This window comes from Paraburkholderia sp. BCC1886 (assembly GCF_900996245.1).
Lineage (GTDB): Bacteria > Pseudomonadota > Gammaproteobacteria > Burkholderiales > Burkholderiaceae > Paraburkholderia.
This window is the reverse complement of the sequence record NZ_CAAJGK010000049.1, coordinates 84,585-96,591: the sequence shown is the minus strand read 5'-3', so window position 1 is coordinate 96,591 and position 12,007 is coordinate 84,585. Positions and strand designations below refer to the sequence as shown.

Here is a 12,007-nt window from a genome sequence, read left to right as displayed (position 1 = left end):
TGCACTGGGTAACCTGTGGATGGCACGCAAGCAATTGCTCAAAGCGTGAAACGCGAGGGCGTGGGCGGCCTCATGCGCGGGCAAACGTGAATCACACGGCCGAATCAAAACCTATGACCAGCGCCGCAGCATGTTTGCAATGTAGTGGCACGCGCTGCAAACAGCCCACGCGCAGAAAACGGGTTTTGCAGACCTTCCTTAGCGGTGTGAGCCGCTTTCTCTTGCTTACTTCTCTTTGCGGCGGCAAAGAGAAGTAAGTGCCCCCCCGCACAGGGGGAACGCTAATAGACCACTAACAAATCAAGGAAAGGCCAAAAAGCCAGTGCAACGAAAAAGCAGCCCAGTGCAACGACCAACCCTTTATCCCCCCGCAACAACAGTGGCCACCGCCTCCCTCCCCCTCCTCCGCCCCAAAACAGAAATACAAACCAACGAAACCCCAGCCAGAAAACTATAAAAAACCGCCAGAGGCCACCAATCCCCCGGATACCGATGCGCGAGCAGCGTCCCCACCAAAGGCGTCAACCCACCCGCCACAGCGGCACAAACCTGATAAGAAAGCGAAATCGCCGAATACCTGACCCGCACGGGAAACGCGGTCGACATGAACCCGGCCATCACCGCATAAGAACTGGACATACACATCACGGCAATAGCAACCCCGACAACGATCGCCAACGGCCTCCCCGTCGACACCAAAGCAAACATCGGATAAGGCGATAACATCGCCAACGCAGCAGCCCCCTTCAGGAACCGCCCCGTCCCCACCCGCTGAGCAAACCACCCAGCCCCCAGCTGGGTCAACAACTGCACGAACGCAACCACGAACAGACAATCCAGAATCAACCCACGATCGAGCCCGAGCGTCTGCGTCGTATAACTCAGCATGAACGTATTGACGAACCACGCCCCCGCGACGCCAATCACATTGGCACCCAGACACAACAACAAGGTCCGCCACGCATCGCGCACGACCTCGACGACCGGTAACGCCGCCACTTGCCGCTGGGCCTTGAGCGCCTTGAACTCCGGCGACTCGTCGACCCCCGCACGAATCAGCAGGCCTACCACCAGCAACAATGCGCTCGCAATAAACGGCAAGCGCCATCCCCAACTGAAAAACGCTTCCTTATCCATGGAAGCCACCCAGCGAAACGCCAGCAACGACAGGATCAACCCCGCCGGACTCCCCAACTGCGCGAAAGAAGCGAAAAAAGTCCGTCGCCCCTCAGGCGCATGCTCGCTCGCCATCAACACCGCGCCGCCCCATTCGCCACCCATCGCGATGCCCTGCGCGACCCGCAGCAGCACCAGCAACACCGGCGCCCAGATACCGGCGCTCGCATACGTCGGCAGAAAACCAATCCCCACCGTGCCGATCCCCATGATCGCCAGCGTGGCGACGAGCGCCTTCTTCCGGCCGATGCGGTCGCCGAGATGGCCGAACACCAGTCCGCCGAACGGTCTGGCGAAAAAGCCCACCGCAAACGTGCCGAACGAAGCCAGCGTGCCGAAAAACGGATCGCTGCCCGGAAAGAACAGCTTGCCGAAAATCAGCGCCGAAGCGGTCGCGTAGATATAAAAGTCGTACCACTCGATCGTGGTGCCCACAAAAGCCGCCGCCGCGGCGCGGGTCGGCTGGCTGGCCGGGCTGTGATCGTCTGCGTCACGGGTCATGTCGGTGTCTCCTGATCCTGGTTATGGATGGCGCGGCTTCTGTGTGCCGTCGCCGAAAAACTGCCTTCGAATCGCTAGGCCCTCAGCACGCCGGCTTCGAACAATCGCTGCTGGGTGGCCGCGTCGATACCCAAACCGTTCAGCACGTCGCGGGTATCGCCGCCGAGCGCAGGCGGCGCGCTCCGGTAAGTCGCCGGCGTACGCGACAACTTGATCGGCGACGCCGTGCCGCGATACTCGCCCATCTCGATCACCATGCCGCGATGCAAGGTATGCGGATGCCGCGCAACCACATCGACGGTTTGCACCGGTCCGCACGGTACGCCCGCACGGATCAATGCTTCGGCAAGCGGCTCGCAGTCATGCGCGGCAAGCCGTGCTTCGAGTGCCGCCTTCAATTCTTCTCGATGCGCGCAGCGGCTGCGATTGTCGACATAGCGCGGGTCGTCCGCGAGTTCCGGTGCGCCGAGATGCGCGCACAGTTTCGCAAACTGCCGGTCGTTGCCGACCGCCAGAAAAATCGGCGTGCTGGCCGTGCGATAACTGTCGTAGGGCGTGATGTTCGGATGCGCATTGCCGCTACGCTGCGGGGTACGCCCCGAGCCGAAATAGTTGGGCAAGTGCGGGTGCAGCAAGGACACGCCGCAATCGTAAAGCGCGATATCGATCGACTGTCCCTGCCCGCTCGAAGCACGCTCCGCCAGCGCGAGCAGAATGCCGGCGAGCGCATTCAGTCCGGTCACCATGTCGACCACCGGCAAGCCGACACGCAGCGCCGGTCCGTCATGCTCGCCGTTCACACTCATCAGCCCGGTCATCGCCTGGATGGCCGCGTCGTAACCCGGCAAGCCGCCGAGCGGACCGTCGGCGCCGAAGCCCGACACCGCGCAGTGAATCAGTCGCGGAAAACGGCCACGCAGATCGCGCTCGTAGTCCATGCCCCAGCGCGCGAGCGTGCCGGGCTTGAAGTTTTCGACGAGCACGTCGGCCTCTTCCAGCAGCTTCCACAGGATCGCGCGCCCTTCGTCGCGCGAGAGATCGACCGCAATGCCCTGCTTGTTGCGATTCACGCCCGCGAAGTACCACGCGGTATCGCCGTAGAACGGCGGACCCCAGCCACGCGTTTCGTCACCATCGGGCGGTTCGAGCTTGATCACCTGCGCGCCGTGATCGGCGAGCGCCTGCGTGCAGTAAGGGCCGCCGAGCACGCGACTAAGGTCGACGACCTTGATGCCGTCGAGCGCACCGCGCTTTTGCGGGGTCGCAGCGGCGCTCATGCGGCGCTCCCTGCCGGCAACAACTGCAAGGCCTGATCGAGCGATACCGTCTGTCCGCCCACCAATGCCGCGCTCACGCTGCGTTCGTTCGCCGACGTGCCCAGCGCCAGCGGATCGACGGGCAACAGTTTGTGCCGCAACACCAGATGAGCGAGCGCGAGACGCCGGTAATCGGGTGCGAGCCGCACGCCTTCGCACGCCATCAGCACGGCCGTCGTCGCGTGATACAGCGCCGTGCCCGCTTGCCGTACGTCTTCGTCGCGGCCCGCTTCGGCCACGCTTGCCAGCGCGTCGCAAGCCCGCGTCAGGGTCGAGCGCAGCAGTGCGAGACTCGCCGCCGGCAGACCCGCGGCACCGAGGCGATCGAGCAGATAGCCGCGCAACGGTTCGAGCGCGCCGTCGCGTTTCGCCGCGCGCGCGATATCCAGCGCGACGATGTTGCTGGTGCCTTCCCAGATGGAACCGAGGTGCGCATCGCGCACGAGGCGCGCGTCGCTCCACTCTTCGATATAGCCGGTGCCGCCGCGCACTTCCATCGCATCGCCTGTCACGCGACGGGCGTCGCGGCACGCGCGGAACTTGATCAACGGCGTGAGGATACGCACGCACTTCGCGGCCTGACGATCGCCGGCGTCGGCCTGCTCGAGCAGCAGCGCGATCTGCATGAACATCGAGCGCGCCTGTTCGGCCGGCAACATCATCTTCAGCAATTGACGCTGCATCAACGGCATGTCGATCAGCTTGCGGCCGAACGCTTCGCGGTTTCGCGCGATGTGCAGCGCTTCGGTCAGCGCACGACGCATCAGGCCGGCGGCGCGCACACCGTTCGACAGCCGCGACATGTTGATCATGTCGGCCATCTGATGAAAACCGCGGCCGACTTCGCCGATCAGATACGCGTGCGCGCCATCCAGCACGATCTCGCCGCTCGCCATCGAGCGGCTGCCCAATTTGTCCTTCAGACGGACGATCTGGTAGTGATTACGCGAGCCATCCGGCAGAGTCTTCGGCAACAGAAACAGCGCGAGCCCGTTGATGCCTTCGGCCGCGCCGTCCGGGCGCGCCAGCACCATCGCGAGATCCGCGTCCGCATTCGAGCAGAACCATTTGTCGCCGTACAGGCGCCAGGTTTGGGTGCCGTCCGCAGCAGTGTCGAGCGCGGCACGCGTCGCAATACGGGCCACGTCGGAACCCGCCGCCTGTTCCGTCATGAACATCGCGCCCTGGAACAGCGTGTCGAAATCGCGCGACGCGAGCATCGGCAGAAACCGCGCGACCAGTTCGGGCGCGCCGAATTTGCGCAAGGTTCGCGTGAGCGAATCGGTCATGCTCACCGGGCAGCACAGGCCGAATTCCGCCTGCACGAACAGGAAGGTCAGCGCGTATTTAACGAGCGGCGGCAACTTCCGGCCGCCTTCGGGCGTCTCGTGGCTCATCGCCGCGAGCCCTAACTCGGCGTAAGCGACGCGTTCCAGCGCGACATAGTCGGGGTGTTTGTCGATGCTCTGCAGCGCTTCGCCGCGGCGCGTGCGTTGCCGCAATTGCGGCGGGTTCTTGTCCGCGGAGAGTGCCCAGATATCGAGTTCGTCGGAGGCGCGCTGGCCCAGGGAAACGAGCTGACTTTCGAGTTCCTGATAAAGCGTGTCGCCCAGATGCAGTTTGAGCAGCCCGGCAAAGTCCGGATCGCTCGCGAAGAAGTTGATGCCCCGGCTATCGGGGATGTTGGCCGAGCCGTGTACCGGCTGCGTATTGATTTCGCGCGTTTCGCTCATGCGTGTCTCCTTGGTGGAAGGAGCATAGAAGCGCGTTCGATAATCGTCTAATACAACTTATATCCGGTACGATAGACGCAGCTTATCGATAAAGGATCAGGAGACGACGGTGGATCTGAAGCAATTGCGCTATTTCGTGGCGGTCGCCGAAGAGTTGCACTTCGGCCGCGCGGCCAGGCGTCTGTTTATTTCGCAACCGGCGCTCAGTTTCGACATCCGCAAGTTCGAAGAGCAACTCGGCGTGCAGTTGCTCGCGCGCACCAACAAGAGCGTGGCGTTGACGAATGCCGGTCAGGTGCTGCTCGGCGAGGCGCAGCGTTTGTTGCTGCAGGCGAGCGAGGTCGAGCGCATCACGGTTCGGTCGGCCGACGGTTTGGCAGGACGTTTGCGCATCGGCTTCGTGAATTCGATGCTGTATCGCGGCATGCCGCAAGCCGTGAGCCGTTTCGAGACCGACTACCCGGGCGTCGAAATCGTGCTGAAGGAGATGAACACCAGCGAGCAGGTGCAGGCCATCCAGCGCATGCAGATCGATATGGGCTACGCGCATTGGGGCAATTTTCCCGCAGACGTAGTGTCCACGCCGATGTTTTCCGAGCCGTTTCTGTGCTGCCTGCCGGTCCATCATCCGCTTGCGAAGAAGCGCCGGATCGACTTGCAGGCGCTCGCGCAGGAGCCCTTCATTCTGTTTCCGCGCACGGTGTCGCCGCATTATCACGATCTGATCATCGCGCAGTGCGTGAGCGCCGGCTTCAGTCCGTTGATCCGCCACGAAGCGCGTTTGTGGCAAACCGTCGTGACGATGGTCGGCTTCGGCATGGGCGTCGCGCTAGTGCCGTACACGCTGCGCAAAGTGCAGGACCCGCGGGTGTGTTTCCTGCCGCTGCGTGGCGAAACCCTCCTATCGCAAGTCCTGCTGTTGCGCCGCAGCGGCGATGCGGAACCGCTGGCCGAGCGTTTCGTCGATTATCTGAAGGACGCCGGCGGCGAGCAGGTCAAGCCGCCTCAAGCGTCGTCGTCACGGCCGTCGTCACGACCCTCTGCGCGGCGGCCGTCATAAACGCTCAATACTTTGTGCGCCACCATATCCACCGCCGGTTTGACGAGCCCATTCTTGTCGGTCCACACCTTCGGCGTCAGCGCGCCGCTCAGGCTCACGCTATCGGCGTCGCTCAGCGCGAGCAGCGCGCTCTGCACGTCGTCGTCGAAAGCGATGACGTTGACGAACAGCGTATCGCCGTCGTTGGTCGCCGCGCGCACCTTGCAGGTGACGAACCGCCTGCCGTTCTGCCCCGTGCGAATCTGCGCCTCGCCATACAGGCGCCCGCCCACCAGTCCATCGATCATCGCCCTGCTCCTTCGTGTTTCCTGTTGTCGCTGTCGTCATACCGACGCGAGCGCGGCGCGGTCGCCGCGGCACGCCGCGTATGATCCCACACGCGCGGCTTGCGACTGCCCTAACCCGTGCGCGCGGCAGCGGCTTCGAAGATCTCGCCCAGCCATTGCGCAAACACGCGCACGCGTGACGACAACTGACGGTTCTGCGGATACAGCACGGAAACCGGCATGGGCGGCGGCGGAAAATCGCCGAGGATGATCTTCAGACGCCCCGCGCCCAGTTCGTTTTCGACGCGGTAGCGTGGCACCTGCACGATGCCGAGGCCAGCCACCGCTGCGCCGGTGTAGATCTCGGTCCCGGTGACCGCGACGGCCGAGGGCAACACCAGTGTGGTATCGCGATCGTCGATACGGAATTCCAGCGGCACCGGTTTGCCGGTCGCGCTCGACACGTAGTTCACCGCGCGATGGCCGGCCAGCGACGCGAGATCGGTCGGCTCGCCGAACGCCGCGAGATAGGCCGGACTCGCCACGGTCACCTGACGCAGTTGCGCGACGCGCCGGCCGACCATCGACGAGTCCTGCAGATTGCCCGCCCGCAACACGCAATCGACGCCTTCGCGCACGAGATCGACGAAGCGGTCGTCTTCGCCGATGGTCAGTTCGATCTCGGGAAAGCGCGCGAGAAACGCCGGCAACTCGGGCACCACGAAGTACCGCGCGAGCGTGCCCTGCAGATTCACTCTCAACAAACCCTTCGGCGCGCGATTGGAAAACGAGCCTTCCGCGTCTTCCATATCGGCAATGAGCCGCACGCAGCGGCGGTAATACGCTTCGCCGTCGTGCGTGAGGCGAACCGTACGTGTCGTACGCTCGAGCAGCCGTGCGCCGAGCCGCTGCTCCATGCGCTTCATCAGATTGGTGACGGTGGCGCGCGGAATCTGCAGGTCGTCCGATGCGCGGGTGAAGCTCTGGCGCTCGGCGATTCGCACGAAAACACGCATTTCTTCGAAGCGGTCCATGGCTGGCGTCTTGGGGCTCAGGCGGCGCTAAAAGCCGCTATTGTTAAAGCAAATGAAATGATGATGGTGAGTCTAACCCGATTATCCCGACGAAGAAAGCGGGCATGATTCGTTTCATCCAACCAATCTCCATCCATTTCAGTCAAGGAAACGAACCATGAATACAGCTTCCCGCACCCGCGTCGCTATCGTTACCGGCGCATCGCGCGGCATCGGTGCCGCCGTGGCGCAGCGCCTCGCCAAAGACGGTCTTGCAGTGGTCATCAACTATGCGTCGAGCGCGACCGAAGCCGACGCGCTCGTCGCCGAACTCAAAGCAGGCGGTGGCCATGCGATCGCAGTGAAAGCGGACGTGGCGAATCCGGACGACGTCCGCCGCCTGTTCGACATCACCGAAAAGCAACTCGGCAAGGTGGATGTGCTGGTCAACAACGCAGGCGTGCTGAAAATGCTGCCCCTCGCCGAGACGAGCGATGCGCTGTACGACCAGACCTTCGGCATCAACGTGCGCGGCACCTTCAACACATTGCGCGAAGCCGCCGGCCGCATGAACGACGGCGGCCGCATCGTCAATTTCTCGAGCACCACGCTCGCGCTGAACATGCCGGGATACGCAATCTACAACGCGACGAAGGCCGCGGTGGAAGCGTTCACGCATGTGTTCGCAAAGGAACTGCGCGGCCGGAATATCACGGTGAACGCGGTCGCGCCGGGACCGGTTGCGACATCGCTGTTTCTCGACGGCAAGACAGATGAGCAGATCAAGACGTTCTCGAACATGCCGCCGCTGCAAAGGCTGGGGCAGCCCGACGATATCGCGTCGGTGGTGTCGTTTCTCGCGGGACCGGACGCAGGCTGGGTGAACGGACAGGTGTTGCGGGCGAACGGGGGGCTTGCGTAGTCAGAGCGCTGCAGCATGAAGGCCGTGCATCCAGCGCACCGCTCCGGCGGCCTCCTCTACCACGGGGACCGGAGCGGGATTTTCTTCAACGACTCACGCTTACCTCAAACCGCCTTGGGATTGCGCTCTTCAAATCCTTCCTGATGCCAGTACGGATACGCCGGCCGCACCGCGCTCGCCGCGTCCAGTTTCGCCACCTGCTCGGGCGTCAGATTCCAGCCTACCGCGCCGAGGTTCTGACGCAACTGTTCCTCATTGCGCGCGCCGATCAACACCGTGGATACCGTCGGCCGCTGCAAGATCCAGTTCAGCGCGATTTGCGGCACCGTCTTGCCGGTTTCTTCGGCAATCTCGTCGATTGCGTCGAGCACGCGGAACAGATGTTCGTCGGACACCGGCGGGCCCTTGTCCGCGGTCGTATGCAGGCGGCTCGAATCGGGCAACGGTTGGCCGCGTTTGATCTTGCCGGTGAGCCGTCCCCAACCGAGCGGACTCCACACCACCGCGCCCACGCCCTGATCCGCGCCGAGCGGCATCAACTCCCACTCGTAGTCGCGGCCCACCAGTGAGTAGTAAGTCTGGTTCGCGACATAGCGCGGATAGCCATAACGGTCGGCCACGTCCTGCGATTTCATCAGATGCCAGCCGGAAAAATTCGACACGCCCGTATAGCGGATCTTGCCGGCCCGCACGAGGTCGTCGAGCGTCGACAACACTTCGGCCACCGGGGTTCTCGCGTCGAAACCGTGTAGCTGGAACAGGTCGATGTAATCGGTTTGCAAGCGCTTGAGCGCCGCGTCGACTGCCTGGATCAGGTGAAAGCGCGACGAGCCGACGTTGTTCGGGCCGTCGTCGAAACGGAAGGTGGCTTTGGTCGAGATGATCGCCCGGTCACGCTTGCCCTTTAGCGCTTCGCCCAGCACGGATTCGGATGCGCCGGCTGAATAAATGTCCGCCGTGTCGAACATCGTGACGCCCGCATCGAAGCAGACATCGATCAGACGCCGTGCTTCGGCCACGTCGGTGGCGCCCCACGCCTGAAAAAATTCGCCCTTGCCGCCGAACGTGCCGGTACCGAAACTCAGTACCGGCACCTTGAAACCGGATGCACCCAGATGTCGATATTCCATTGCTGCTTCTCCGTAGTTTGGCCGTCGATAAAAGGAGGTTCAGTCTACGCGGGTCGCACCGATCGTGTCGGCCAGCGCGCATCGCAGGGCGTCGATGACGCTGTCCCAATCGCCGAGTGCGGGTTGCCTGAATAAAGTCGCCGACGGGTACCACGGAGAATCGCTGCGCTCCAGCATCCAGCGCCAGCAGGTGTCGAAGCGATTCAGAATCCACACCGGTTTGCCGAGCGCGCCGGCCAGATGCGCGGTGGACGTGTCGACTGAAATCACCAGATCGAGATTGGCGACCAACGCCGCCGTGTCGGCGAAATCATGCAGTGCGTCGGTGTGATCGATGACCTTCGACGCGGCGCCGGCATCCGCGAGCTGATTGGCGGCAGGCCCTTTTTGCAGGCTGTAAAACCGCAGGTTCGGCACATCGAGAATCGGCGCCAGCCGTTCGAATGTGATCGAGCGGCGCGCATCGTTCTTGCGCAACTCGGCGACATGCGGCCGGTTACCGCCGGCCCACACGAGACCGACTTTCACGCGACCCGATGCTTCGGCATCGATACGGTTGCGCCATTCGTCGACGGCACCGGCTCGAGCGAACAGATAAGGCGTCGTCGACGGAATGTTCGCGAGGTCCGTTCCCAGCGCGAGCGGCAGACTCAACAACGGGCAATGACAGTCGAACGGCGGCAAGGGTCGACCCGCTTCGATCAACTGGTCCACACCTTCGAGCGTGGACATCAATCGCAGTAACTCCGGCGGCACTTCGAGCACGACCTTCGCGCCGAGTCGGGAGACCTGCGCGGCGTACCGGCAAAACTGCAGCGTATCGCCGAGGCCCTGTTCGGCGTGCAGCAGAATCGTCTTGCCTTGCAGCGGAAAATCGCCGAGCCAGAGCGGCTGCGGAAAACTTCGTCGGCTGGACCTGATTCGCGCGCGCTCCCAACGCCACTCGTATTTTCGCCAGCCGGCTTCGAACTGCCCCATCTGCAACAGACACAGCGATTCGTTCCAATGCGTCTCCGCTGCCGCCGGGTTCACAGCGAGCGCATGCTCGTAACTCGACAACGCTTCTGCTTGCTGACCGAGATCGATTTGCGTGAGGCCGAGATTGTTCCAGGCATCCGCAAACGCCGGCGCAATTTCGAGCGCACGCCGATAACTGCGCTCGGCATCCTGCGGCAGATTCATATCGCTAAGAGCGTTGCCACGATTACTCCAGGCGTCCGCATAGTCCGGCTGCAAGGCCAGCGCGTGATCGCAACTGGCGAGTGCATCGGCGGGACGGCCGAGGTCGCGCAATACGCAGGCGCGATTGTTCCAGGCTTGCACGAAGGCCGGCCGCACGGCGATAGCGCGATCGAAACTGCCGAGCGCGTCGGCCGGCCGGTTCAAGCCCGCCAGCGCATTGCCGCGATTGTTCAGCGCATCGACGAAACCCGCTTGCAGCGCGAGTGCCCGATCCGCGCAGGCGAGGGCTTCGGCGAAGCGTTGCAGGGCGTTCAGTGCGTAGGCCAGGTTCGAATGAACCGGCGCCTGTCTCGGGTTGACGGCGAGCGACTTTCTGAGCAGTTCGACCGCTTCCGGCAATCGTCCCGACTGCAACGCGAGCGCGCCGAGCAATTGCAGCGCGTCGGCATGGCGCGGCTTGAGTTCGAGCATCTCGCGGTAAAGCTCTTCGGCCTCGACGAGCGCGCCGTTCTGCTGCAGTGCGACGGCTTGCCGGAGCATGTGGTCCAACTGCTGCGGGAGATTGGCGGGTTTGCTCATAAGGCGAGGCGGAGAAAGGCGCAAGGAGACCGCCGATTATCGCCGAATGCGCTCAATTTTTCGGCACCCGCGCCGATAACAAGGAAATCGGGCCCACGCCGGCACCCATAACAACGGAGAGATTCGATGGCAGCCGATCATCGCGCCAATGACGAACGCACCAATCTGACGAGTTCGAACAAGTTCGAACTGCTGCTGTTCCGCCTCGGCTCGGTGCCGGACAGCGATGCGCACGAGCTCTACGGCATCAATGTCTTCAAGGTGCGCGAGATATCGACCATGCCGCCGGTCACGCCGATCGCGGGATCGTCGCCGTTCGTCATGGGCGCGGTGGATATTCGCGGGCAGATCATCCCGGTGATCGATCTGCCGAGGCTGATGGGCTGCGAGCCCACGCGCGGTCTGAACATCCTGCTGGTGACGGAATTCGCCCGCTCGACGCAGGCGTTCGCGGTCGAGGAAGTCGACGATATCGTGCGGCTGGAATGGAACCAGGTGCTGTCGGCCGAAGGCACTGCCGGCGGCAATCTGGTGACGAGCATCGCCCGCATCGACGGCAATACCGGCGAATCGCGCCTCGCGCAAGTCATCGACGTCGAGCAGGTGTTGCGCGACGTGTTTCCGTCGCAGCATCAAGGTGTGGAACCGGGTTCGGTGGGCGAAGCGTTGGGCATCCGCCGCGGCGCGAAGATTCTCGCGGCGGACGACTCGGGATTCGCGCGCAAGCTGATCGAAGAGGCGTTGAGCGCGATCGGCGCGGACTACGTCATGACCAAAACCGGCGAAGAAGCGTGGCGCACCTTGCAACAGGTCGCGAGCGACGCGCAGGCAAAAGGTGCCCGCGCGAGCGACAGCATTGCGCTGGTGCTGACCGACCTGGAAATGCCGGAGATGGACGGCTTCATGCTGACCCGCCAGATCAAGGCGGACGAGCGGACCCGGGACATCCCGGTCATCATCCATTCGTCGCTCACGGGCGCGGCCAACGAGGCGCATGTGAAAAACGCCGGCGCGAACGGTTATGTCGCGAAGTTCGCGGCTTCCGAGCTGGCGGATGCGATTCGCGGCGCGCTCAAAGGCGCCGCGGTGGCGGAGATGGCGGTCTAGAAAGCCGTTTAGAAAACGTTAT

At 63.2% G+C, this 12,007-nt stretch carries 10 protein-coding genes; 3 read left to right on the top strand and 7 right to left on the bottom strand.

Annotated elements, in window-relative coordinates:
* Positions 1 to 360 precede the first annotated feature (360 nt).
* The 3 genes from FQ746_RS17425 to FQ746_RS17415 all read right to left on the bottom strand — a co-directional run bounded on the left by FQ746_RS17425 (position 361) and on the right by FQ746_RS17415 (position 4,726).
* Positions 361 to 1,677: an MFS transporter gene (locus FQ746_RS17425; protein ID WP_144110643.1), complete on the bottom strand. Its 1,317-nt coding sequence runs from the start codon at positions 1,675 to 1,677 to the stop codon at positions 361 to 363.
* A gap of 74 nt (positions 1,678 to 1,751) precedes the next feature.
* Positions 1,752 to 2,954, bottom strand: a complete 1,203-nt coding sequence (locus tag FQ746_RS17420) for a CaiB/BaiF CoA transferase family protein (RefSeq protein ID WP_144110641.1) — start codon at positions 2,952 to 2,954, stop codon at positions 1,752 to 1,754.
* Positions 2,951 to 4,726 (bottom strand): acyl-CoA dehydrogenase family protein, encoded by a 1,776-nt coding sequence (locus FQ746_RS17415; RefSeq protein ID WP_144110639.1) that lies wholly within the window; start codon positions 4,724 to 4,726, stop codon positions 2,951 to 2,953. The genes FQ746_RS17420 and FQ746_RS17415 overlap by 4 nt, the downstream gene beginning before the upstream one ends.
* A gap of 109 nt (positions 4,727 to 4,835) precedes the next feature.
* On the opposite strand from FQ746_RS17415, the gene FQ746_RS17410 reads away from it, so the two are divergent.
* Positions 4,836 to 5,786 carry a LysR family transcriptional regulator gene (locus tag FQ746_RS17410; protein ID WP_144110637.1) on the top strand — a complete coding sequence of 317 codons (951 nt, stop codon included), beginning with the start codon at positions 4,836 to 4,838 and terminating at the stop codon, positions 5,784 to 5,786.
* On the opposite strand, the gene FQ746_RS17405 is transcribed toward FQ746_RS17410, so the two are convergent.
* Positions 5,732 to 6,073 carry a single-stranded DNA-binding protein gene (locus tag FQ746_RS17405; protein WP_144110635.1) on the bottom strand — a complete coding sequence of 114 codons (342 nt, stop codon included), beginning with the start codon at positions 6,071 to 6,073 and terminating at the stop codon, positions 5,732 to 5,734. The genes FQ746_RS17410 and FQ746_RS17405 overlap by 55 nt on opposite strands.
* 110 nt (positions 6,074 to 6,183) lie before the next feature.
* Positions 6,184 to 7,086, bottom strand: coding sequence for a LysR family transcriptional regulator (locus tag FQ746_RS17400; RefSeq protein ID WP_144110634.1), 903 nt, complete (start codon positions 7,084 to 7,086; stop codon positions 6,184 to 6,186).
* Between the two features lie 157 nt (positions 7,087 to 7,243).
* Between FQ746_RS17400 and FQ746_RS17395 the strand changes: the two genes are divergently transcribed.
* Positions 7,244 to 7,987, top strand: coding sequence for an SDR family oxidoreductase (locus FQ746_RS17395; protein WP_144110632.1), 744 nt, complete (start codon positions 7,244 to 7,246; stop codon positions 7,985 to 7,987).
* 104 nt (positions 7,988 to 8,091) lie between these two features.
* Here FQ746_RS17395 and FQ746_RS17390 read toward each other — a convergent pair whose 3' ends face one another.
* Positions 8,092 to 9,117: an aldo/keto reductase gene (locus FQ746_RS17390; protein WP_144110630.1), complete on the bottom strand. Its 1,026-nt coding sequence runs from the start codon at positions 9,115 to 9,117 to the stop codon at positions 8,092 to 8,094.
* 39 nt (positions 9,118 to 9,156) lie between these two features.
* Positions 9,157 to 10,878, bottom strand: coding sequence for a tetratricopeptide repeat protein (locus FQ746_RS17385; protein WP_144110628.1), 1,722 nt, complete (start codon positions 10,876 to 10,878; stop codon positions 9,157 to 9,159).
* Between the two features lie 126 nt (positions 10,879 to 11,004).
* On the opposite strand from FQ746_RS17385, the gene FQ746_RS17380 reads away from it, so the two are divergent.
* Positions 11,005 to 11,985: a chemotaxis protein CheV gene (locus FQ746_RS17380; protein ID WP_144110626.1), complete on the top strand. Its 981-nt coding sequence runs from the start codon at positions 11,005 to 11,007 to the stop codon at positions 11,983 to 11,985.
* Positions 11,986 to 12,007: the final 22 nt, after the last annotated feature.

Coding starts and splice junctions, on each gene's coding strand:
- FQ746_RS17425 (WP_144110643.1), bottom strand. CDS start 1,677: ATGACCCGTGACGCAGACGATCACAGCCCGGCCAGCCAGCCGACCCGC.
- FQ746_RS17420 (WP_144110641.1), bottom strand. CDS start 2,954: ATGAGCGCCGCTGCGACCCCGCAAAAGCGCGGTGCGCTCGACGGCATC.
- FQ746_RS17415 (WP_144110639.1), bottom strand. CDS start 4,726: ATGAGCGAAACGCGCGAAATCAATACGCAGCCGGTACACGGCTCGGCC.
- FQ746_RS17405 (WP_144110635.1), bottom strand. CDS start 6,073: ATGATCGATGGACTGGTGGGCGGGCGCCTGTATGGCGAGGCGCAGATT.
- FQ746_RS17400 (WP_144110634.1), bottom strand. CDS start 7,086: ATGGACCGCTTCGAAGAAATGCGTGTTTTCGTGCGAATCGCCGAGCGC.
- FQ746_RS17395 (WP_144110632.1), top strand. CDS start 7,244: ATGAATACAGCTTCCCGCACCCGCGTCGCTATCGTTACCGGCGCATCG.
- FQ746_RS17390 (WP_144110630.1), bottom strand. CDS start 9,117: ATGGAATATCGACATCTGGGTGCATCCGGTTTCAAGGTGCCGGTACTG.
- FQ746_RS17385 (WP_144110628.1), bottom strand. CDS start 10,878: ATGAGCAAACCCGCCAATCTCCCGCAGCAGTTGGACCACATGCTCCGG.
- FQ746_RS17380 (WP_144110626.1), top strand. CDS start 11,005: ATGGCAGCCGATCATCGCGCCAATGACGAACGCACCAATCTGACGAGT.